This window comes from Bradyrhizobium tunisiense (genome assembly GCF_042263385.1).
Taxonomy (GTDB): Bacteria; Pseudomonadota; Alphaproteobacteria; order Rhizobiales; family Xanthobacteraceae; genus Bradyrhizobium; species Bradyrhizobium tunisiense.
Genome location: NZ_JBHLEV010000001.1, coordinates 513,096 through 535,198, shown reverse-complemented (window position 1 = coordinate 535,198; position 22,103 = coordinate 513,096). Strand labels below are relative to the sequence as shown.

The 22,103-nt window shown below is 62.0% G+C and carries 22 protein-coding genes; 10 read left to right on the top strand and 12 right to left on the bottom strand.

The window, feature by feature from the left end:
• Window positions 1–545 precede the first annotated feature (545 nt).
• On the bottom strand, window positions 546–1,721 hold the full coding sequence (locus ACFDR6_RS02490; RefSeq protein ID WP_375857236.1) for a hypothetical protein: 1,176 nt from the start codon (window positions 1,719–1,721) through the stop codon (window positions 546–548).
• Between ACFDR6_RS02490 and ACFDR6_RS02485 the strand changes: the two genes are divergently transcribed.
• Window positions 1,720–3,876: a DNA polymerase III delta subunit-related protein gene (locus tag ACFDR6_RS02485; protein WP_375857235.1), complete on the top strand. Its 2,157-nt coding sequence runs from the start codon at window positions 1,720–1,722 to the stop codon at window positions 3,874–3,876. The two genes, ACFDR6_RS02490 and ACFDR6_RS02485, sit on opposite strands and share 2 nt — an antisense overlap.
• Window positions 3,877–4,130: 254 nt before the next feature.
• Entirely contained in the window at window positions 4,131–4,742 is a 612-nt protein-coding gene (locus ACFDR6_RS02480; RefSeq protein ID WP_375857234.1) for a hypothetical protein, read from the top strand.
• A gap of 899 nt (window positions 4,743–5,641) precedes the next feature.
• Here the strand turns inward: ACFDR6_RS02480 and ACFDR6_RS02475 are convergent.
• The gene (locus ACFDR6_RS02475) at window positions 5,642–5,950 is read right to left on the bottom strand and encodes a hypothetical protein (RefSeq protein WP_375857233.1); all 309 of its coding nucleotides are present in this window, start codon (window positions 5,948–5,950) and stop codon (window positions 5,642–5,644) included.
• A gap of 70 nt (window positions 5,951–6,020) precedes the next feature.
• On the opposite strand from ACFDR6_RS02475, the gene ACFDR6_RS02470 reads away from it, so the two are divergent.
• Window positions 6,021–6,806 carry a hypothetical protein gene (locus ACFDR6_RS02470; RefSeq protein WP_375857232.1) on the top strand — a complete coding sequence of 262 codons (786 nt, stop codon included), beginning with the start codon at window positions 6,021–6,023 and terminating at the stop codon, window positions 6,804–6,806.
• Between the two features lie 26 nt (window positions 6,807–6,832).
• Here ACFDR6_RS02470 and ACFDR6_RS02465 read toward each other — a convergent pair whose 3' ends face one another.
• From ACFDR6_RS02465 to ACFDR6_RS02455, 3 genes are read right to left on the bottom strand one after another with little or no spacing between them, the layout of a single operon-like run.
• The gene (locus tag ACFDR6_RS02465) at window positions 6,833–8,050 is read right to left on the bottom strand and encodes a class I SAM-dependent methyltransferase (protein ID WP_375857231.1); all 1,218 of its coding nucleotides are present in this window, start codon (window positions 8,048–8,050) and stop codon (window positions 6,833–6,835) included.
• A gap of 3 nt (window positions 8,051–8,053) precedes the next feature.
• Window positions 8,054–8,842, bottom strand: a complete 789-nt coding sequence (locus tag ACFDR6_RS02460; protein ID WP_375857230.1) for a DUF1365 domain-containing protein — start codon at window positions 8,840–8,842, stop codon at window positions 8,054–8,056.
• 4 nt (window positions 8,843–8,846) lie between these two features.
• Window positions 8,847–10,160 carry an NAD(P)/FAD-dependent oxidoreductase gene (locus tag ACFDR6_RS02455; RefSeq protein ID WP_375857229.1) on the bottom strand — a complete coding sequence of 438 codons (1,314 nt, stop codon included), beginning with the start codon at window positions 10,158–10,160 and terminating at the stop codon, window positions 8,847–8,849.
• 193 nt (window positions 10,161–10,353) lie between these two features.
• On the opposite strand from ACFDR6_RS02455, the gene ACFDR6_RS02450 reads away from it, so the two are divergent.
• Window positions 10,354–11,121: a DUF1295 domain-containing protein gene (locus tag ACFDR6_RS02450; protein ID WP_375857228.1), complete on the top strand. Its 768-nt coding sequence runs from the start codon at window positions 10,354–10,356 to the stop codon at window positions 11,119–11,121.
• A gap of 201 nt (window positions 11,122–11,322) precedes the next feature.
• Window positions 11,323–11,724, top strand: coding sequence for a DUF2177 family protein (locus ACFDR6_RS02445; protein ID WP_317241297.1), 402 nt, complete (start codon window positions 11,323–11,325; stop codon window positions 11,722–11,724).
• A 15-nt stretch (window positions 11,725–11,739) separates the two neighbouring features.
• On the opposite strand, the gene ACFDR6_RS02440 is transcribed toward ACFDR6_RS02445, so the two are convergent.
• From ACFDR6_RS02440 to ACFDR6_RS02425, 4 genes are all read right to left on the bottom strand, one after another.
• Window positions 11,740–12,042 carry a hypothetical protein gene (locus ACFDR6_RS02440; protein ID WP_317241296.1) on the bottom strand — a complete coding sequence of 101 codons (303 nt, stop codon included), beginning with the start codon at window positions 12,040–12,042 and terminating at the stop codon, window positions 11,740–11,742.
• A 19-nt stretch (window positions 12,043–12,061) separates the two neighbouring features.
• On the bottom strand, window positions 12,062–12,607 hold the full coding sequence (locus tag ACFDR6_RS02435) for an RNA polymerase sigma factor (RefSeq protein WP_375848263.1): 546 nt from the start codon (window positions 12,605–12,607) through the stop codon (window positions 12,062–12,064).
• A 120-nt stretch (window positions 12,608–12,727) separates the two neighbouring features.
• Complete coding sequence (locus tag ACFDR6_RS02430; protein WP_317241294.1) at window positions 12,728–13,369, bottom strand: ChrR family anti-sigma-E factor; 642 nt, start codon at window positions 13,367–13,369, stop codon at window positions 12,728–12,730.
• The gene (locus ACFDR6_RS02425) at window positions 13,366–13,911 is read right to left on the bottom strand and encodes a sigma-70 family RNA polymerase sigma factor (RefSeq protein WP_317244021.1); all 546 of its coding nucleotides are present in this window, start codon (window positions 13,909–13,911) and stop codon (window positions 13,366–13,368) included. Before ACFDR6_RS02425 ends, ACFDR6_RS02430 begins: the two co-directional genes overlap by 4 nt.
• Window positions 13,912–14,209: 298 nt before the next feature.
• On the opposite strand from ACFDR6_RS02425, the gene ACFDR6_RS02420 reads away from it, so the two are divergent.
• From ACFDR6_RS02420 to ACFDR6_RS02405, 4 genes are all read left to right on the top strand, one after another.
• Window positions 14,210–14,458 carry a hypothetical protein gene (locus tag ACFDR6_RS02420; protein WP_212087468.1) on the top strand — a complete coding sequence of 83 codons (249 nt, stop codon included), beginning with the start codon at window positions 14,210–14,212 and terminating at the stop codon, window positions 14,456–14,458.
• A 193-nt stretch (window positions 14,459–14,651) separates the two neighbouring features.
• The gene (locus tag ACFDR6_RS02415; RefSeq protein WP_375857227.1) at window positions 14,652–15,326 is read left to right on the top strand and encodes an FABP family protein; all 675 of its coding nucleotides are present in this window, start codon (window positions 14,652–14,654) and stop codon (window positions 15,324–15,326) included.
• A gap of 19 nt (window positions 15,327–15,345) precedes the next feature.
• Window positions 15,346–16,056, top strand: a complete 711-nt coding sequence (locus ACFDR6_RS02410) for a RibD family protein (protein WP_375857226.1) — start codon at window positions 15,346–15,348, stop codon at window positions 16,054–16,056.
• Between the two features lie 8 nt (window positions 16,057–16,064).
• The gene (locus tag ACFDR6_RS02405) at window positions 16,065–17,336 is read left to right on the top strand and encodes a flavin monoamine oxidase family protein (protein WP_375857225.1); all 1,272 of its coding nucleotides are present in this window, start codon (window positions 16,065–16,067) and stop codon (window positions 17,334–17,336) included.
• 61 nt (window positions 17,337–17,397) lie between these two features.
• Here ACFDR6_RS02405 and ACFDR6_RS02400 read toward each other — a convergent pair whose 3' ends face one another.
• Both ACFDR6_RS02400 and ACFDR6_RS02395 read right to left on the bottom strand, forming a co-directional pair.
• On the bottom strand, window positions 17,398–17,715 hold the full coding sequence (locus ACFDR6_RS02400) for a hypothetical protein (RefSeq protein ID WP_212087477.1): 318 nt from the start codon (window positions 17,713–17,715) through the stop codon (window positions 17,398–17,400).
• Between the two features lie 265 nt (window positions 17,716–17,980).
• A complete protein-coding gene (locus ACFDR6_RS02395; protein ID WP_375857224.1) occupies window positions 17,981–18,328 on the bottom strand; it encodes a DUF3088 domain-containing protein in 348 nt (115 codons plus the stop codon).
• Between the two features lie 154 nt (window positions 18,329–18,482).
• On the opposite strand from ACFDR6_RS02395, the gene ACFDR6_RS02390 reads away from it, so the two are divergent.
• Window positions 18,483–20,087 carry an oleate hydratase gene (locus ACFDR6_RS02390; RefSeq protein ID WP_375857904.1) on the top strand — a complete coding sequence of 535 codons (1,605 nt, stop codon included), beginning with the start codon at window positions 18,483–18,485 and terminating at the stop codon, window positions 20,085–20,087.
• A 35-nt stretch (window positions 20,088–20,122) separates the two neighbouring features.
• Here the strand turns inward: ACFDR6_RS02390 and ACFDR6_RS02385 are convergent, their stop codons facing one another.
• Window positions 20,123–21,973, bottom strand: a complete 1,851-nt coding sequence (locus tag ACFDR6_RS02385) for a sensor histidine kinase (RefSeq protein WP_317241288.1) — start codon at window positions 21,971–21,973, stop codon at window positions 20,123–20,125.
• Window positions 21,974–22,103: the final 130 nt, after the last annotated feature.

The following is a 22,103-nucleotide window of genomic DNA, read 5'->3' as shown; positions in this document are numbered from 1 at the left end:
GCCCATCATCAAAATAGTGGGCAGCCAATGAAGCGGCCGTGGTCTTTACCTTTCCCCGAACCGGGAGAAGGCCCCTGCCAGCTAACACGGGCATGCTCGACTAGGCAGATCATCCAATAGGTGGGTGAGCGGCGCGCATGGCTAAAACAACCTACTGAACCCAAAGAGTAGAGTTGGGGTAAGGTAGAGTGGAGTAGGGTAGAGTGGGTTAGAGTAGGTAGGTAGAGGTGGCGCCGGCAATGCCGGCGGTTAGGAAAGGAGGTAGATAATATCTTCAACTTACCAGCCCTCGACCAGCTAATTCGTTGCCATTCTTGCGCCGAGGGTAGAGCGTTGCTCGCGCACTAACGAGGAAAAACTCCTCCCAGCATTCAGAATGCACTTAACGGTTGCCGCACGGGCCAGCAGCGGCTCGCTTCCCGTATGCTTGTCAGAGCGGACGACGAATGCACCGCCCCGGAGATTACGGGCTTTCACGAGAACAACCAACTAGTGGCATATAGATGATGCAGTAAGACAATCTACCAGAGACCCCAGGTGTTGGTTCAGGGTACGGCCACGTTGAAAAGGATCACGCTCGCATCCAGGTCGCTGCCAACACCGTCCACCTTCATGCATCTATGGCTGAAAGTTAGCTTTAGTTGTTGGCTTTCGAACAGGAAACAGGCGCGCATCAGGTCACGTGATCGCACTATACAGTTGAACTCAGCCGTTGCTTCGGGCAGTCGGTGCCATGACTTGATTGTGTTCCCGGCGAAAGAACCTGACATCAGGACCATCTCGCCCTGGTCGCCGCCGAGGTGGGTGAACTGCACTTGATCAACGAGCGCTGCAAAGAGGGAAATACGTGGCTGCAGCCAATCAGTCCGGACCGTTACCGAAATTGAATCCGGATGGTCAAATCGAGGACAGGCTGAGGAGGTTAACAGGTTCTTCGACCAACAAGCGACAACTGCATCGTCGGATTGCAAAAAGAAGCGGTCGCCAAGTTCGCCTATAGTGACGCGGCCACTGCATCGAGACAGCATGGCGGTGAGATTGAGAATGTGAAGGCCTGGGATATTCAAGTCAAACGGCAGTGATACAGACGAATAACGGGCCGCTGCGTATAAGTAGCCATGCCAAGCCACGCCGTCTCTGATGAGCAGATCTCGTTTGAGGCCCGTAGAGGGGTCCTTACAAGCATGGTAGACGCCGGCAGTTTGCAGAGCTGTGCGGAGCACATGTGCTGGAGCTTCGGCCAGGGTTGTGAGAACGGCCCGTGCGGGCGGGCGCTCATGCAACTTGGCCGCGATAGCAACCGTAGTCTCGTCGTTCGTTCTGGCCCACAGAATAGACTCGCTCTCGGCCAATCGAAAATGCAACGACCCTTGGAAGGCTTCAGCAGCCTTGCGAGCCGTTTCCATCGCAATCTCGAAGCAGATCGTCGATGGGCCCATACTGCAGGAGCCTGACAGTGGAGCGCGTGCAGAAAGGTGCAGCGCGCCGTCCCTCGTTTCTGCGTGGGCGGTCAGGAACTTATCTGACAATTCAAAAATGACCTGACGGCCTTCGAGTCTGGGCAGCGAAACCGATTTGACGATCCGTTGCAACGATGCTCCATCCATCGAGAACTCATGGATCCCCACGGCATGCAGATTGGGATCGCGTTTGTTCCAGAGAGGCAGTTCGAGCTGAAATTTCTCACACTCGGAGGGGATCGAAGAGGGTACGTTAGACATGCTGGGCTCTCCACATAGCGGAGAATGTCTTAGCCCTATCCGGTTCTCCGAGCAGGGGTTCATGCCGACGCGGTACAGCCCCTTTCTCAGCTCTCATGCTCAAAATACTCTGCTGCTTCTTGGCAGGGAGCACACAATGCATGACTTGGCGCGTAAATACCGCCCTAATCGGCTAAGCGACGTGCTTGGCCAGCGTAAGGCGGTGACGTTCATAAGAGATCAGGTCTGCACTCAGGAAGGACGATCAGTACTCCTGTCAGGGCCCGTGGGGACAGGTAAGACCAGCTTGGGGTATCTCTACGGAAAGGGGATAATGTGTGAATCGCCGATCGAGGGGGACGGATGCGAGGAATGCTGCTATTGCCACGATTTTGATAGGCGCGGTCTCGCTTCAGATGTGACCATCTTTGAGTGCGGTGAGCAGTCGACCATCGCCGATTTCCATAATCTCCTTACGGTCGCCCGTGTGGCGCCAAACTCTGCTCCGAGAAGGGTGATCATTTTGGATGAGCTTCAAAATGCATCGGCCCGTGCGATGGAAGCATTGCTCGCAATAACAGAGCGGCCACCTGCTCTGCTAACCCTCATCCTTTTGACATCGCACATTCAGAGAATTCCAACCTCGCTTCAATCTCGATTGAAGCACATCGAATTGGAGCTTCTGGACGAGTCAACCGCACAGAAGTTCTTAGCTCAGGTTTGCGACCGCGAAGGGCTGATGTATGAGCCCGGTGCGGTGTCCTTGTTAGCAAATGCCATTCCGGGGGCTCCTCGTCTGTTGCTCCGAGCGCTGGAAAAGGTCGCGGCGAGTGGGCCTCTCACCGAGAGAGTGGTTAGAGACGAACTCAACCTCGACGTGGTCGGACACCTTGAGAGCTTTTTTGCGGCCCTGCTGAATGACAATATTCCCCTTCAATTCGAAGCCTTAGATCGATGGACCGAGCTGCCTGGCCGTAAACTCCAATTAGTCGAGCGATATCTGGCGTTCGTCTATTTCGATAAGTTTTTGAAGCTTCGTCGGGAGGATCCGCTCCTGCGAGGGTATAACTCGATGTTGACCTCTAATCTTTGCCAGCGCGTTCTGCACTGCTCAGAACGCTTGCGAATTCCGATCCATGACATCTGGCAGGGTTTGTTAGAATGCGTGACGAGTTCGTCGGAGATATCGGATGCAAAACTGGCGACCGTGGCGTTGAAGCTCAACAAGATGATGGTCGTGAGTGATGGGGAAAAAAGTTCAACGGGAAAACCGCTACGTAAACCGCGCAAAATCTTCTGCAAAAGCAAAGATGCGAGTAGCTTCCTGACTTGGAGCAATGTTCGGCTCACCTGGAACACCGCCTCGTTCATGACGCAGCACTATGGTGAGCTTTTCAATGTCAGGCTTGCGCTTCGCGGTGGAAACCCCGCAGTCGTTATCGCGGAAGCCTCCGAGTTGACCAGGCAACTCCACATGCGCTTAAAGGAGTGGTCGTGTCAGCCGGACGTTACTTTTCATTGGATGTGGCAACTGGAGGAGTTCGAGAACGGGTTCGCCGTCCGAATGGCACTGTCGATCAACGACCAGTTTGTTTTGCCGGCACGAGACTGGATCAATACGTGCTTTCTTAAGAAAAGCTATCGTGCGGCCAGCGTCACTGTGAGCTGGCGGGCGCGAAACGCGCGCGAAGGTGCTATCGCGTTTCACTGGCGCGCGGTGCGCTCACTAATCCGGGGATTAGATGCTGATGTCGCAGTTCAAGGTCCTCAGGGTCGGCCCATTCCCCTGGTGACCTTGCTAGGCATTCCGCGAGCGTGGCTCGCGCCATTGGTGCATCAGAAAAGAAGAAAGCAACGCGGGCAATCTCATTCGCTCGGCCATTCGCGTCTGAAGCTTGCCCAAGCTGAAAACATGCGTTTCCTTTCCGCTATCGATGATTGCGCCTGGGCTGCGGCGGATACTGGCTGGGAACTGGACGAGTTTCGTGATCGTCTTATTGAGAGGAAGGAGCGGAACCAAGCCATCGCCAAAATCGGGCAAACTTTTGCAGATCAGAATGCCTTTAGCAAAGCTCGAAAAGCGGAGGAAATTGCAGCGCACCAAGCCCGTTGTCCAAAGCTGGGACAAGATCGCCGACGGTCCTGGCGGGGTTGGTGGTTGCAGCAGAAAAAGTAGCTGCTTTCGGGTAATCGCATTTTTGGAGCTGAAAACGATAGTGAAATCAATAAGTTATAGATAGGGGCGATCGCCTTCGCCGCGCGCGTTCTTGCAAGATAGGTCCTTTAATCCTGCAAAATAAACGTGTTGTAAATGGCGCAGTAGCGGTGAAGGGGCAGCGAAGTCGAGCTTACATCGCCCGAGTAGAGCTTGATCTGCCGAGCCTCTCTCCGACCCCGGCAACAATTTCGAAGCAGTTGGGAGCTCAACCCTTGTTGAATAGAAGCAATTACCTGCCCAAGCCTGAAGAAGTCGAGCCGATTCCTCACGAGCCTGGATATCCGACTGACCTTGCGAAGACGGTCAACGAGGCACTCAGTGACTATCGCAAGACGGAGAATGCTCTGGCCCTGTGGGAGGTCGTGAGATTGTGTCTTGAGCACGATCTTACACTTCCAAAGCAGATAAGGAGGTTCTTGCTCGGAGTATCCGCCGGGCTGCTTGAGTTGGTTGGGAGAGAGGGGGCGCGAGCGGATGTGGCTGATCTGGTGCTCGGTACTCGCAACGACCAAGGAGGCTATAGCGAGTTCGAGCGATATAAAGCTCATAAGGACCGCCAAGCCCTGGTCCAACTCGTTGACAGCAAGATGTTTGAAGACAGCGTTATGACTCGCGCCAAGAGCCAAGCCGATGTCTTTGAAGAAGTCGCAGTAGAGAAGGGCCTCAGTTCGGATTACGTGAAAAAGGTATATTCCAAGGAGAACCCGGCGCGATCTGGGCTGAGCATTGAAGAACATCGTCGCGCTCTTGAGAGGCTACGAACAGGTGCGGCGGTGACTGAACTCGGTGCAGCTATTGATACGACCAAGAAGTCGGGAGAGTAGGGAGGCGTCCTGACCCTTCCGACCGCTCAGTTGTTGGCCAGACCCCACCAAACTCGAGGCCGTCAGTGCCGGCTGCCCGCGCAGGATCCCCGGGAACGGCTCCCGCGGACGCTGCTGCCAGGGGCGGTCATAGGTCTCTCGCAGAACGCAAGGGCAAGAGGGTCCGAGCTTTGGCCTGGGGCACTACGTCCGGTTTCCATCTTCCGCGGGTTATTTATCGAAAGTGCGAACTTGCGGAGGCCTTGAGCTCCCGCTCGCTAAAGCAAGGGGAGCCTAATGCGAGCAGCTCGCCCGGCCAAACCGGCACTAAGTCTCCGCCGTGCCGGTCTTGCTGTCTTGGTTTATCTGCCTGAGGTGCACCTGGGGCTCCGGCTATGAAGGCCCTCCTGAGCCGGATTCTTTGGGTGCGTAGTGGAGCCGAACTCGGGCAAGCGTGCCCCGGTTGGACATATCGCTAGTTGCTGAAGGAAGCGCCGAAGGCTGACATCGATCGACGCGCAGAGGGGCTGCAACTAGTCGACTAGAGTAGGTCGACAGACACACATTTGAGTGGTACAAACAGAGTGTCTAACGCCCTGGTAAGTAGTTGATTTTGTTGTTGTTTGGTCGATTGATGTCCAGTCCGCCCCTGGGCACCACGCTTCGGTTACGTGTAGCGTAGCCACGCTCATCCCCCAGCGAACGCGTGAAGGTCGCCGACCGGCAGTGACTATGGTTCGCAGCTCGCGCGGAAAGTCGTTGCCGCATCCAGGCGGGCGCTGTCGCTTCCCCACGTTGAAGCCCAGCCTCAAATGGAAATGCTCGTAGACATAGGGCGACAACGCCAGTCGCCCGCCGAACCTGCGCGCCATGGGCCGCATTGCCCCCTTGCTCAATTGCAATCGCCACAAGCGCCCGTGTTATAGTCCCAACTTTCGGTCGACCCCGCGCTTTTCATCACGTTTGGATTGAGGAAGGGAAACACCATGGACGAGGTCTTGATCAACACGACCACAGCCAGCGATCAAAGCCAGCCCAGCGTATGCGGCCTTCAGGGCACCCAATTCGTCGTGGTGTGGGAGGACCACAGCGACAACACGATCAAGGGCCAGATGTTCGGTGCGGGCGGCGCCAAGAGCAGCGACCAGATCCTGATCAACTTGCCGACGCCGCCGGGACCGCGTCGAGCAGGCGGCCGGCAGCGCCGCGACGGCGACCACCCAGCTCAAGCTTCGCATCTTCGATGCCGATACGCTGTCCGGACCGGAAATCCAGGTCTCTACGTCGCCGGTCGAGCCTTTGACGCGGCCCGCTCTGGCGCGCCTGAAGGACGGAAACTTTATCGTCGTCTGGGCGGACAAGCGGGCCGACCAGCGCATCCGCGCGCAACGTTTCGGCGCCGACGGAAGCAGGATCGGCGCCGAGTTTCGCGCCAACACCACCGCCGGGCTGCACAAGGTCCCGATGGTGGCGTGCCTGACCACTGGCGACGTCGTCATCGGATGGAGGGCGCGGATCACAGGTCCGCTGCATATCCGCTATCAGCTCTTCAACGCGAAGGGAGCAATGGGCAGCGAGCGCATCACGCCAGCGACTGCCACCGCGGCAGCCATGGCCGCGATCGACGGCGGCCAGTTCGTCATCGCGCATCTGAACGATTTCGGGGAAGACGCCACGGCTAACACCCTGATCGTCGTGGAAGCGGATTTGTACAAGGCCGACGGCTCGCCCGCCAACCTCCACTTCGTCTCGACCAGCGAGCAACGCATCCAGGCCACCTGGCCGACGCTGTCGCCGCTCTCGGGCGGGCGCTTCCTGATCGGCTGGGTCCAGCTCAACGTCGACCAGCCGGCCACCACCAACGTGAAGGCGCGGGTTTTCTCGACCAAGGGTCCGCTGGGCCAGGTCGTCCAGTTCAACACGTCCACCGGCCACAATCGCTTCAGCCTCGCGGCTGTCGCGGCTTCAGGCCCAAGCCAGGAAGTGGCCTTCGCGGCCTGGACCGACGACATCCAGAGCGGCAAGGACCCTGCGGGACGGGCGATACGCGGACGCCCACTGACGGTGCCGGCGGCAGGATTTTAGCAGGCCAGCGGGCGCACGATTCCCCCTCACCCCTGTCGCGCAAACACGAAATGCCCGACGTCGATCTTCCCCGCCCGGAAGCCTGCCTCGCAGTAGCACAAATAGTATTCCCACATCCGGCGGAAGGGCTCGTCGTATCCCAGAGAGGTCAGATCGATCCAGGCCCGGCTGAAATTGTCGCGCCAGAGCGAGATCGTCCTGGCGTAGTCCTGCCCGAACATGCGCTCGCGAACGATGGGCATTTCGAAACGTTCGCCGAGCGTCCGCAGGATGGCGGCCGACGGCAGCATGCCGCCCGGGAAAATATATCTCTGGATGAAGTCGACCCGCTGCCGATAGCTGCCGAAGAGTTCGTCGTGAACCGTGATGGCCTGGATGCCGGCAAGTCCGCCGGGCTTCAGCCGCTGCTTCAGCTGATTGAAATAGGCAGGCCAAAATTGTTCGCCGACGGCTTCGATCATCTCAATGGAGGCGATGCGGTCGAAGCGGCCCTCCTGGTCGCGGTAATCCTGCAAGCGGATTTCGACCTTCTCGGCGAGCCCGGCCCTGTGGATCCGGCGACGGGCAAAATCATGCTGCTCCTTGCTGATGGTCAGCGCCAACACCTTGGCGCCGTAAGTCTTGGCGGCGAATTCTGCAAAGCCGCCCCAACCGCAACCGATCTCGAGCACGCTCTGGCCCGGCTCCAATTCGATCGCCTTCGCCAGCTGCTCATATTTATGCTGTTGTGCGGCGGGAAGGTCGGCTGTCTCGGCCGAGAACAGCCCCGACGAGTAGGTCATGCTGGAATCGAGCCACGCCGCGAAGAACTCGTTTCCGAGATCGTAATGCTGGTGGATGTTGTGCCGCGATCCTTCCTTGGTGTTGCGGCGCAGGCGATGGAGCGCTCGCCGGCAGAGGCGAACCAGCATATTCCCGGCGAATGCGCTGTCGACCAGCTCCTCGTTGAGACAGAGCACGTACAGAAGCTGAGCGAGATCGGGCGTGGTCCAGTCGCCTCGGATGTAGGCCTCGGCCATGCCGATGTCGCCACCGATGACGAGGCTGCGCGCGAACCTGTAGTTCTTGAGCTCGATCGTGGCCGACGGACCTTGAAGCGCGCCGCGCAACGTCACCATCCTCTGGTCGGGGAGACGCACATGAAGGGTGCCACAGCGAAGCTGTGATGCAAGGCGCAGAGCCAGGCGGGCGAAGAACGGGACGCCATCAAATTGAACGGCGGGATGGGTAGCTGCCAGGTCCATGGTTCAGATCTCGCGTTGTTTTAAACGAGGCACGTACGGAACGCCTTTCAGCCAGAGCCGCATCGCTTCCCAGTGAATGGCTGCGATGACCTTCAAGGTCAGGAAAGGCAATCCGAGGAGCGCCGCCAGCAGAGAGCGGCTCGTCAGAGTGCGGCGTCGCCCACAAAATGCAGCCGCAAACATCGCGCCCTGCGCGCCGCTCTGCAGGATCCGCACTCTCACATCCTGCCGTGGTGGAGAAACGCTGAAGCGGTAATGCGTTTCCATCTCCATGAAGGGTGAAACGTAGAAGGACTTCGATTGGCTCTGGCGGACGACGGAGCTTACGCAGTTCTCCTGCACAGGCAGGATGTAGGAATGCATCTCACCGAAGGTGTTGCGGACCTCGTAGATCAGCAGCGCGAGATTGCCGGACGCGCGATAGCAAAAGTAGATCGAGAGCGGATTGAACACGTAGCCGAAGACCCGAGGATAGCACAGGAGCAGAATGCAGCCCCCGGAAAGGTCGATGCCGCGTTCCGCCGCGAGCTGTCGGGCGTGTTGGCTGAGGCCCGTGCCTCTGCCGTCGCCGTGGTCGCGTTCGTGAAAGCTGAAAGGTGCCGCGCGGTTGATGCCGAACAGCCATGACTGGCGATCAGCTTCCTTCAGCCGGTCGAGGTCGATCAGCAGGTTCATCACGCGATAGGTGAACCTGTGCTGCACTGGCTGCCATCGCGCGTGCATCACTTTCCCCCAATAGAGCGCGGCGGGCGCTGTCGCATCCTCGGGTTCGGCTGGTGTGGTTCGGACCATCGCCTTACTCGGCAGCCTCGGCCAGGGCCGGATCCGGTTGACGCCAAGGAAGTTCGACGCCGAGTGCCTCGGCAACGGAAATGCCGGCCTGCAGGCCATCCTCGTGAAAGCCATAGCCGGTCCAGGCGCCGCAGAACCAGGTTCGGCGGCGTCCTTGAATCGCGGGGAGCCGTCGCTGCGCCGCGAATGCCGCCAAATCGTATTGCGGATGGGCGAAGGTGAATTTTCCGAACGTCAGACCGGCCGCCGGCTCGAAGGGAGGGTTGAGGCTGACGAACAAGGGTCTGCGCTCGTCGATCCCCTGCAGCCGGTTCATCCAATAGGTCACCGCGACGTCGTTCAGGGCAGGCGTTTGCCGCGGCCAGCGCAGGAAGTTCCAGGAGGCCCACGCCTGACGCCGCCGGGGCATGAGGCTGGGATCGCGGTGCAGATAGATGGTGTTTGGAGCATATCTGATGGCGCCAAGGATGGAACGCTCCGTGGCGTCGGCGTCCGACAGGGTCGCCAAGGCCTGATCGCTGTGACAAGCCATCACCACCGCATCGTAATTTTCAACTCCGCCATGACTGTCGCGGACGGTCACGCCATGCCCCGTTCGGTCGATCGATGTCACCGCGCAGCCTAGCCGAATGTTGTGCCTGAACGAAGTGGTCAGCTTCTCGACATAGCGCCGGCTGCCACCCTCGACCGTGCGCCAGCGCGGTCGATCGAGATGCAGGAGGCGGTGATTGTCGAAGAAGGCGACGAAGTTCTCCGCCGGGAACGACAGGATGTCGTCGGACGAAGACGACCAGATCGCCGCCCCCATCGGACCGAGATAGTCGGAGAACACGCGCGGCCCGAACGATTGCCGGCGCAGATATTCGCCGAGGGTCAGGCCATGCAGCCGGCCGGCGCGCAGATCGGCCACGCTTTGCTTGTTGAACCGCGCGACCTCGGCCAGCATGCGGAAATATGACGGAGATGCGAGGTTGCGGGGTTGCGCGAACAGGCCGCAGACCGTCTGCAAGGCGCTCTCGCCGCCACCGCGCCATTCGAACCGGCCGTGGTCGGCGGACAGGGCGAAACTCATGCACGTCTCGACGGTGTTCACGCCGAGATGGGTGAACAGCGACGTCAATTGCGGGTAGTTGGTCTCGTTGAACACGATGAAGCCGACATCGACATCAATGGGCTCGCCGTCGTAGTCGACGCGAACAGTGTGGCTATGCCCACCCGGCTGCAGCTCACGCTCGTAAACGGTGACTGCGTAACGTTTCGAAAGGAGCCACGCGGCCGCATTGCCGGCAATTCCCGTCCCGATCACGGCCAAACGCATGCTTTTTCGCCCCCACTGCGGTACCGTCAGCTACGGCCCTCGAAGCAACTTTCAGGAAACGTTCGGCAAGAGGGCGCGGATCACTCGCTCGATCCCGGCGCCCGGGGCGAAACCGCGGCCCGGACATGACGTATCGGACAGGATCAATTCGGGTGAGGGCATGATCCTTCCGTATATTCAGGCGATCGGCTGCATGGCGCTGGCCTTCTGTCTCTTGATGGGACTGGCCTGGGTTGTCCAACAGCGCACGGGAAACTCCGGCTGGGTCGACGCGATCTGGTCGTATTCGAGCGGTCTCGTCGGTGCAGCCGCTGCCCTGTGGCCGCTTGACGGCGCGCTGCCGGCTCGCCAAGTGCTCGTTGCGGGGCTTGTGCTGCTCTGGTCGGTGAGGCTCGGCACGCACATTGCGCGTCGCTCTGCGGCCGGGGTCGACGATCCCAGATATGCGAACTATGCGCGCGAATGGGGGGCGGATGCCCCGCGCCGGATGTTCTTCTTCCTGCAGTCACAGGCGCTGGTCTCGCTGCCGCTCCCCTTCGCCGTGTTCCTCGCGGCGCACGCACCAGCGCCGGGGCTACGGCTGCAGGACTACATCGGCATCGTCATCGTCCTGATTGCCGTCGCCGGCGAGGCCCTGGCGGACCGGCAGCTGCAGCGCTTCAAACGCGACCCCTCGAGCAAGGGACAGGTCTGCGATGTCGGTCTGTGGCGCTGGTCGCGGCATCCGAACTATTTCTTCGAATGGCTGGGGTGGCTGGCTTACCCGGTCATCGCGCTATCATCAGGATATGCCTGGGGTTGGGCCAGCCTGGCGGCCCCGGTGATCATGTACTGGATCCTGGTTCACGTGACGGGCATCCCGCCGCTCGAGGAGCAGATGCTGCGATCGCGCGGCGACCGCTATCGTGCGTATCAGGCGCGCACCGGCGCCTTCTTCCCATGGCCGCCACGTCGGATCTGAGCGCGCGCCTCGCCATTCGAGACGACAGCTGCGCAGTCTCCTCATCGCTTCCGTATGTGATCGGCCCGGAGGCGCGCGCGATGCCGGCCTACTGACTGGGCGGTGAGCCGAATAAGCGCCCCAAGTGATCCGCTGCGGCTTGTGTAGCGTTAAACTGACGGCGGCCGATCGGCCGGATCAAGAGCGACGAGACGCACGGACATGAGTTTATTCTGGACCTACCTGGCTGTGGCCGTGACCTTCGTTGCCGTCGATATGGTCTGGCTGACGATCATGGTCGAAAGACTGTATCGACCCGTGCTGGGTGATATGTTGCGGGCTCAGCCCAACCTGCCGGCCGCGGCCGCGTTCTACGTGTTGTATCCCCTCGGATTGATCTGGTTTGCCGTGCTGCCGGCGCAGCAGGACGGAGGCGCGCTGCGCGCTTTCACATCCGGCCTGCTGCTTGGCTGCTTCACCTATGCAACCTACGATCTGACCAACCAGGCGACGCTGCGGAACTGGTCAACCGGACTGACCCTCGCCGACGTGTGCTGGGGATCCTGTCTCGCCGGCGTCAGTGCCTGGATCGGGTTTCTCGTCGCTCAAAAGCTGTCGCATTGAGTCGTGCCAATCATGTCACGTGCGCTTGTGGCCTCCGAGCTGCTCCACCGCCTCCCTGGTTTCCGCGATCTTGTCGGACAAGGATATGAAGACCTTCTGAGCCTTCAGCTTCGACTCCTCGTCGAGTACGAGGCTTGCGAGATCGACCAATCGGTCGCCCATGCGCTCCATGATTGCGAGTAGCCGATCGACACCGGCCGCAGGCTCGTGAGCAACGACACTTTCGACTTCTCTCACGATCGCTTCGAGCCTTGCCGTCGAGGAAACGAGCCGCTTCTCGCGCCCACGCTCGGGAAATTCAATAATCTCTGCGTCCATGCATGCGTTCTCGTCGGCTTCACGCCGCAGCCGATGCGCTGAGGCAATCCTTGCGCATCGACAAGATGGTTCGGTGCAGCCAGGTCTTGATCGTGCCCACCGGCACACCGAAGCGTTGAGACAGGCTCGCGCGGCTCTCGCCTTCGAGATAGGCCAGTGCGATCAGCCTGCGGCGATCTTCCGGCAAGCGGGCCAATGCGCCCAGCGCAATGGGTTCGGCGCTGGCGTAATCGAAGTGCTCGGTTGGTGACAGCCCGGCCGTTGCGGGGACCGCGAGCGCCTTGTCCAGTTCGACACTGGGCTGCCGCCTGGTCCGCAGATGGTCAATCGCGGTGTGGCGGACGATTGCGGCCATCCAGGTCATGGCCGATGCCCGACCGGGATCGAACCGAGCCGCATTGCGCCAGATCTTCAGGAAACTTTCCTGAAGGATGTCGTCCGCATCGTGCGGCGCCGTCCCGACGGCCAGCGCAATCCTGCGCAGCCTGCCGCGGGTCATCGTATGAAGTTCTGCGAAGGCGCGTGTCTCGCCTGCTGAGACACGTACCAGCAGTCCGGGCAACATCTCGCTCTGCGCCCGATTGGCCAGGCTCGAACAGGTCATGTCCGGTCTCTCCCTTGCGTTTCCTTACGAAACGCTCCGAGCGCGGGCCCGGATCACCTGACGGGAAAGGGACGCAGCAGTTCAGAGCCGCACGAAGGGGCCGATCAACCGTCCGAGGAAGCCGTTCATGCGCAAGTCGCCGGTCATCGCGACCAGGCAGAGGCAAGGACCTTCGTCACCGACGATGGGACGGTGATCGACCTCGTCGTCGCCATAGTCGAAATCACCAGGACCAAAGCGTCCGCCCTCATGGCTGAAGCTGCCCTCGAGCACGAGCGTCAGCTCGGTGCCGGTGTGGGTGTGCTCGAGCATCCGCGAGCCCGGCGCCGACCGAAGCAGGAAGGCGCGCGCCGTGCCTGAACCGGAGAGCTCGATCGGCCGCAGGCTGAGACCGGGCGCGACCCGTCGACGCTTGCCGATGCGATATTTGCGCAGGGCCGGCGGAACATCGTCATCCGTGGCCGACTCCAGCGGAGGCGCGGCTATCTCATTCGGAGCCTCGTGAATTCGTGACATCACGCGATCGAACGCATCCGATGCAATCGGCACTGGCTCGATATCCTCGAGCGCCGCCCCCGCGAGCTGCTCGATGGCCTGCACGAAACGGGCGCAGCGCGCGCAGCCTGCGACATGCACACCGACGACCAGCTGATGGGCTTCTTCCAGCTTGCCGGCCGCGAAATCGGCCAGAAGATCTTCCGGCGGATGATGGCTGATCGTCATGCTTCTTCGTCCAAAATGTCTCGCAACCGGTTCATCGCCAGCCTGATCCGGGACTTGACCGTCCCAAGCGGAATCCCGAGCGCGCTCGCTATTTCGGGATGCGGCCTCTCCTCGATGAAGGATAGCCTCACCACCATGGATTGCTCCACCGAGAGCTGCTGGATGGCCGACTTGATCCGCGCCGCATCCTGCCCGCGCGATATCAGGATATCGGCCGGCTCGGCTTGATCCGGCCCGTCCGGCAGTTCGGAACCGGCTTGCAAACGGTCTGTCCGCGCCTTGCGGCGGAACAAATCGATCCGCAGATTGCGCGCGATCGTGAAGATCCAGGCCGGCGCTCCCGCGGTCGCAGGATCGAACTGGTGCGCCTTCCGCCACACGGCGATCAAAGTGCTTTGAGCGATCTCTTCTGCCTCGTCGGAGCTGCAACCGGCTTTCAGCATCAGCCCCTTGATGCGGGGCGCGAAATGCTCGAACAGCCGCTTGAAAGCCTCGCGGTCGCCGTCAGCAGCAACCCGTCCGATCAAATCAGCCCAATCCACCTTTGCCTTCGGCCCTCTGCTCGCACCAATCGACAGCCGCGCCGGCACCCTCCGGGGTAAACCGGCCTCAGCCCGGATCGGCACCTTCAAAGCCCGGATAGCAGCGATCATGACGCCTCGACAAGCGGTCTCTCGAGTTGACAACGACCGGCGTCGGCCGCCGGATCACCGCGAAAGGCGCATTGTTGCAGGTTCCGGACCGCCCGCGGGCAGAGCGGTCCGGCCCTGGCACTCCGCTTGCTGTGTCATGACCAAATCCAGGCCTCAGCAGGGAGGCCGTTTCAGGTTGAGGCAAGCGATGCAGAATGTGTCCCGTTCTGGTGCTACCGGTGAACTCAAGCTCGACGCGTTGATCGCCGATTTGTGGTGGCGCGTTCGCCTCTTGAATACCGATATTCTCGAAGCGGAGGCTAAAGCCGGGGTGTTCGACGCGCAGCAGCCGACTTATCCGCTGCTTGCGCTCAACCTTCGCGCGCGGCGCGACAATCTGGTCTCCACGATCGGCATGCTCGAGGAGCGTGCGAAATCAGTGTCCGAAGCGGCTTAGAGCGGACTGCGGCTGCGACCGGTTGAGATTCAAGCCGGGCGACAAGCGTTGGAGACGCCGGCTCGCGGGGCGCTGCGGAAACATGCGAAATCGCTGCGCATGGCGCTCATGTCATTCGCGATTGTGAGGCCTGAGCACGCGCCAGGCCCTTGCCCTCATGCTATGGCTCCCATCGCAACGATGCGAGGCCGCCATGCTCCCCATTCCCGCCGACATCTTCACCGAGCCCGAGGACGTTTCGCCCGACGGCCTTGCCAATCTCGGCCCGCTCCGCCGCCTCGCAGGCCAGTGGCAGGCGGACAAGGGCATCGACATCAATCCCAAGGCGGACGGGCCGGAGCGGCGGACCTTCATCGAGCGCATCCGCATGGATCCGATCGATCCGCAGGCCAACGGGCCGCAGCTATTGTACGGGCTGCGCTATCACATCCACATCAACACGCCCGAGGAGGACATCACCTTCCACGACCAGGTCGGCTATTGGCTGTGGGAGCCCGCGACCGGGCTGGTCATGCAGACGCTGGCCATTCCGCGCGGACAGGTGCTGCTGGCCTCGGGCAAGGCCGGGCCTGATGACAGGACAATCTCCGTCACCGCCAAGCGCGGCGATACCGCCTACGGGATCTGCTCGACCGATTTTCTGGAACAGGCCTTCCGCACCGATGCCTACCGCTGCGACATCACCTTCAATGACGACGGCAGCTGGACCTATCTGATCCAGACCGAGTTGTTCGTGCGCGGCAAGCCGTTCAATCATCGCGACACCAACACGCTGCAGCTGGTCGCGCCGCCGAAGCTCAACCCGCTCGCGGCGATCGTCAATGATCGCGCCAGGGAGAATGCGGGCGGCGATGGATCCGCGGCCTGAGCGCAGCCCGGAGGATTGCATGAAACCGTATGTCATCTGTCTGATGCACTCCAGCCTCGACGGCCGCACCCACCCCAGCCGTTGGCGCCCGAAGGGGGCGGGAACGGACTGGTTCGAGAAGATCCATGACGAGCTCGGCGGCGATGCCTGGGTGATCGGCCGCGTCACCGGATCCGAGTTCGCCAAGGGCAAGCCGTACCCGACCGAGACGCGCGAGACATTTCCTCGCGAAAACTGGTTCGCGCGACGCGATGCGAAAACCTACGGGATCGTGCTCGATGCGCAAGGCAAGATCGGTTGGGGCCGCTCGGATATCGGGGGTGATCCGATCGTGGTGGTGCTGACCGAAAGCGTGCCGGATTCGCATCTCGCAGGGCTGCGCGGCGAGGGCGTCTCCTACATCTTTGCCGGCAAGTCCGAGATCGATCTGGCGCTGACACTGGACATCCTCAACCGCGAGCTCGGTGTGAAGCGCCTGCTGGTGGAAGGCGGCGGCGTCGCCAATGGCGCGTTCCTGCGGGCCGGTCTCATCGACGAGTTCAACCTGATCCTCAGCCCCGCGATCGACGGCGCAAGCGGCGCACCCTTCGTGTTCTCTTCGACGGAGGCGGACAGCGACAAGCGCGCGCCGATCGCCGCGATGACGCTGGAGAGCTCGCGCGATCTCGGCGGCGGCGTCCTGCTGCTGCGTTATCTGATCAGGAACGATCCGCAAGCCGCGGGCCGGTAGCTGCGGCCATGCCCGAGACAACGGAGCATATCGTCATCGTCGGCGCGGGCGCAGCCGGCCTGATGGCGGCGCGCGAGCTGGCGCGGGCCGGCCGGAAGGTGACGGTCCTAGAGGCGCGAAGGCGCTGCGGCGGCCGCATCCATCCGCTGCCTGCTGAAGAGTTCGGCTATCCCGCCGCGGGCGGCGCCGAATTCGTCCATGGCGAGGCGCCCGTCACGCGCACACTGCTGCGCGAGGCCGGGCTGTCGCTTCGGGCGCTCGAGGGCGAGCAGTGGAGCTTTGACGGCACGACGCTCTCGCGCGAAGGGCGCGACGATCTGCACAAGGCGGAGCTTCAGGCCGTGCTACGCGACTTGAAGGACGATATCTCCGTCGCCGAATTCCTGCGCCGGCATTTTGCCGGAGATGATTATGCGCCGATGCGCCAGTCGATCGCGCGAATGGTCGAGGGCTATGACGCGGCCGACCCCGAGCGCGCCTCGACGCTGGCGCTGCGTGAGGAATGGATGGATGGCGGGCACGCGCCGCAGGCGCGCATCGACGGGGGCTATGGCGCGCTGATCGACTTTCTGGCGGCGGATTGCCGGGGCCTGGGCGTCACCATCCATCTCGGCTGTGTGGTGTCGGCGATCGAGGAGGACGGCCGCATGCTGACCGTTCACTGCACCGGCGGCGATGTCCATGGTTGCGACCGCGTGATCCTCACCGTGCCGCTGCCGCTGCTGCGCGAGATGGTTCTGCCGGCGAGCGCGCGCGCGAAGTTGGCAGCTAGCGGCGACATCGGCTTCGGCAATGTCGTCAAGATCCTGCTGGGCTTCGCGCGGCCATGGTGGTGCGAGCGCGAGCGGGGTCTCGCTGGCATGACCTTCCTGCTATCGGACGAGACGATCCCGGTGTGGTGGACGCAATATCCGAGTCGGCATGCCGTGCTCACCGGCTGGTTCGGCGGTCCGCGCACGGCGGAACTGGAAAACCTCGATCCGCAGGGACTGATCGAGGCCGGGCTCGGTTCACTCGCCGCCATCTTCAAACTGTCGCGCGAGACCATCGCGCGCGAGCTCGTGGCGGCGACGGCGACCAACTGGGCGCACGATCCCTTCGCCCGCGGCGCCTATTCCTGGGCGACGCCGGCAACGCGCGCGGCGCAAGCGATCCTTGCGCGTGCCGATGGCGCGGTGCGGTTCTCGGGCGAGGCGCTCTATCGCGGAGCCGACATGGGCACGGTCGAGGCGGCGCTGGCGAGCGGTCTGGAAACGGCGGGAATGATCTTGCGGAGATGACCGACCGGCAAGAAAAAGGCCCGCATCCCGCGGGCCTTAATCTCTCTCACGGTCTCATCTCTCACCAGCGTCCGCCGCCGAAGCTGAACGTCACGCCGGGGCCGCCGCCGCCATAATATCCGTACGGTCCACCGCCGTAATAGCCGTGGTGGCGGGGGTAATAGCCGTAGCTGCGATAATGCGGACGGTAGTAGCCGTGATGATGCCGCCAATGATGATGGTGACCATGCCAGCGATGGTGCCTGCGATGCGCGCTGATGTCGGTGGTCTGGCTTTCCTGCGCGCTCTGTTTCGCGCTTGAACCGCCGGCCGCGTTTGCCGCCGTTCCGCCGGCAAGCGCCGCAGTTCCGACGGCCATCGCGACAATGAGATACTTCATGTCATCACTCCAGTTGAATGTCGTGTGACAACAGATGGGCGGCGACTGCGTTCCAGCAAGTTGCGGGCGTCGAAAGGACGCAGCGCGGGCGTTCCATGCGCGACATGAACGATGTCGTAAGCTTTATCGTGCAGCACCGGCGTCGATCGCATTGTTGCCATCACTTGGCCGCGGATAAGGCGATTACGTTACCGGCTTCGTGACTCTCGTGCCCCGGACTGAGCGCAGCGTCTCCCTTGCGATGCGACGAGCGACGCTCTCATCGTCACGGATGCGGATCGGGAAAGCCGTGCCGTTCGGAGAGCGCGGCGAGGATCGCGTCCTTGTCGGCAATGAAGGCGTGACCCTGATGAATGCCGGTCCGGTGCGGCGAGGTCGTTCCGTCAGCCAGCACCAGCAGCGGCAGCGATTGGTTCTCCTCGCCGAGAAGCGCGACCACCGGCTGCCTGGGGCGCGGCCATGCGATGCGCTCGACATCCAGCTTTTCGGCGAGCTGCGGAAACGAGGCCAGCACGCCCTCAATCAACGCGCAATGCCAGCAATAGAACACTCGCCCCGGAAAGGCCGGGTCCTCGAAGCCGGGGCGCAGCAGAAATAGGCGGTCGCGCGTCATGGATCGCTCCGAAGCTTCGCGCCTTGCTGAGGATCAAGGCGGACGAGATGCAAGGAAGGCGAACGTTTCGGCCCTCCCGGCGTGAGCGCTCACATGCTCTTGAACGCAGCGTCCGCCGCGCTTGATCCATCGCAAGCTCGGCCGCGGCCTGCGCATGCAATGTCGCCCGCGACAATTCGTACAGCAATCGAGGCAAGTCATGAAGGCGTATTTCGTCGGCGGCGGCATTGGATCGCTCGCGGGCGCGGCGTTCCTGATCCGGGACGCGCAGCAGGCGGGGCGTGACATCGTGATCTACGAGGCGCAGCCGCTGGTCGGTGGCAGTCTCGACGGCGCCCAGCTCGCGAACGGCGCCTATTCGCTGCGCGGCGGGCGCATGCTGACAAACGACCATTATGAATGCACCTGGGATCTGCTCTCCAGCATCCCCTCGCTCGAGCATCCGGGCCTCAGCGTGCGCGACGAGACCGTCGCGTTCAATCTGGAGAACCCGGCGAACTCGCAGGCGCGGCTGGTCGACCGCAACCGCTTCAAGGTCGACGTCTCGCATATGGGTTTTTCCGCACGCGACCGGCTGGAGCTGCTGCGGCTCACCGAAGCTTCGGAGGAGACGCTCGGCAACAGCCGCATCACCGACTGGCTCTCGCCGAAGTTCTTCGAGTCCAATTTCTGGTACATGTGGCAGACCACCTTCGCGTTCCAGCCCTGGCACAGCGCGGTCGAGCTGAAGCGTTATCTGCATCGCTTCATGAGCGAGTTTCCGCGCATCGAGACGCTCGCCGGCGTCAAGCGCACCGTCTACAATCAGTATGATGCGATCGTGCGGCCGCTCGCCGACTGGCTGAAGCGGCAGGGCGTGCAATTCGTGCGCGGCACTGCAGTCACCGACATGGCGATCGAGAGCGAGGACGGACGCTTGCGGGTGCGCCAGCTCGTGCTCGACCGCGACGGCCGCACCGCCAACGTTCGGATCGAGGACGGCGACCTCGTGTTCTTTCAGAACGGATCGATGACGGACGCCTCGAGCCTGGGCACGATGACCGAGCCGCCGCCGCGCCTGACCAAGAGGGACAGTCAGGGTTGGACGCTCTGGGAGACGATCGCGAAAGGCCGTCCCGAGTTCGGCAATCCCGCCGCCTTCAACAGCTCGATCCTTGAATCCTATTGGCTGTCCTTCACCGTCACCTGCCGGGATCCACGCTTCTTCGCCCGGATGGAGGCGTTCTCCGGCAACAGGGCCGGCACCGGCGGGCTCGTGACGTTCAAGGATTCCAACTGGCTGATGTCGGTCGTGCTCTATCACCAGCCGCATTTCGCAGGGCAGCCAAAGAACGTGCAGGTGTTCTGGGGCTATGCGCTGCATCCCGATCGCGTCGGCAATTTCGTCGGCAAGCCGATGTCCGACTGCGGCGGCGCGGATATTTTGAAGGAGCTGTGCGGGCACCTGAACTTCGATCCCGATGTGTTCGAGGACGCAATCTGCGTTCCCTGCCGCATGCCCTACATCACCAGCATGTTCATGCCGCGTAACCTGACTGATCGGCCGCTGCCGGTGCCGAAGAATTCGGTCAACCTCGCGTTCGTCAGCCAGTTCGTCGAAATCCCCGACGACGTCGTGTTCACCGTCGAATATTCGGTGCGGGCAGCACAGATGGCGGTCTATCAGCTCATGAAGGTCGATCGCCCGGTGCCGCCGGTGACGCGGCACGACAGGTCGCTCGCGGTGATCTTCGCGACGCTGGAGAAGGCGTTCGCGTGATGCCGGTTCGGCGGCGCTGGTGCCTGCGATCGCGGCTATGGCGGCGCCGCCAGCGGCAGGGCGACGTGAAAGACGGCGCCGCCTGAGGGCGCGTTCTCGGCCCAGATCCGCCCGCCATGCGCTTCGACGATGGTATGGGCGATCGACAGGCCGATGCCCATGCCTTGCGCCTTGGTCGTGAAGAACGGCTTGAATATCTCCGTCACCTTCTCTGGAAGGATTCCGTCACCGGCATCGGCGACGGAGACGAGAGCCAGATTGCCCTCGGCGAGACTGGTTCGGCCGACCACGCGGCGCCGCTTGTTCGGTAGATGGGCCACGGCGTCGATGCCGTTCATGGCCAGATTCAGAATGGCCTGCTGGAGCTGAACCTTGTCGCCCTTGACGCGGATATCCGTGGACGAGGGTTCCGTTGCGAGCTCGACATCGTGCGTCAAGGCCTGCACAGATAGGAAGCGAAACACCTCGCCGACCATCGCATTGAGGTCGAGCTCGTGCCGTGCGGTCGGGTCTCGTTTCAGAAACGCACGCAGCCGGCTGATGATTTCGGCGGCCCGCTGATCGTCTCGGCGAATGTGGGCCAATATGTCATCGATCTCGCCGAGGTCGGGAGCCGGATTCCGCAATATAAGCTGGGCGGACTCGGCATTGATCATGATGGCGGCGAGCGGCTGGTTCAGCTCGTGGGCGAGCGAGGCAGTCATCTCGCCCACGGTGGCGCGGCGATTCAAGTGGGCGAGCTCCGACATGCGCTGCCGCGCTTCGACCTCGGCCATGAAGCGCAGGTGGCGCTCGCGCAGCAGAATCGCGATCATCATCGCCTGCAGCAGAACGATGCTCGCAACGATGGTGACGTGCCAGCGATACTGCCCCCAGAAGGTCGGTTCACGGAAACGTACCTCGCTGCCGGGGGGCAGATTGGCCTCGTTCACGTTCCAGCGCTTCAGCTGGCGCCAGTCGAAGATCGGCTTTACGTTGTCCCCGCCGAAGGGGACGATGTTCGACGGCGCTTCGCCGTCGAGTATCCGCATAGCGACTTCGCCGGCTTCCCGTCCGATGATCTCCGGCATCAGCAGGAAGCCGCCTACGCCCGATCGCCCGAGGAATGTGTCGGACGTGATGACAATCGGACGGTTCGCAGTCTCGGCGACGAGCGCGAGCGCCGACGCCGGGGAATAATAGGTGCCTTCGCCGTCGGAATACATCGCGGAGGTCAGGATCGCGGAACGGTCGGGCAGCGAAGCGACTTGCTTGCGGACGTCGCGCAGCACGGCATCGGAGAGATCTGTGACTTCGAGGCCTGGCATCATGGCCGCGAAGTCCTGCCTCCAATGTCCATACACCAGCGGATTCCTCCAGGCATCGCCCACGAGGACGACACGGGTCAGGTCGGGGACGATGGCGCGCGCAGCTTTCAGCAAATGTGCCGGCGTCACGCGGGCGAAGACCGCGGTGGTATCGGGCAGAAACAGCGCGCGCGTTTCGGGCAGATCAGGCACAAAGCCGTAGACGACTGGCGCGGCCGGCCAAATCTCCTGCTTGCGCTTTTGAAGGAATTTCGCCGATGTGACGCCAATTGAAACGATGACGTCGATCGGCCGCTGTGCATATTTGGCCCTGAGGTGGCCGACCAGGCTCTCTTCATAGCCGGGCCCCGGGAAGCGGCTGAGATCGAGGCTCTCGCCGTAGATCACCGTGTGAGCCGTCCCGCTCTGCTTCGCAGCGGCGCGGATGCCGGTAAAGATCTCGGAATAAAACGGCGAGCGAAAATCGGCTTCTTCAAGAACCAGGATCGAACGCTGCCGCTTGCTCTCGGCTGCGATGCAGTCGCGCGACAAGCTTGCGAGCAGGCAGACGATCAGGATGCGCACCAGCCCGGTGATCATACGCGCGCTACTGGACCGTCGGCCCGTCCCCACTGCGATCGCGTCTCCGCGATGAGGACGCTCGGGTGAGCATAACCGCCTCGCCTGGAGTTTCAACGGAGCGATGCGTGACGGTTGCGCTACCACGCCA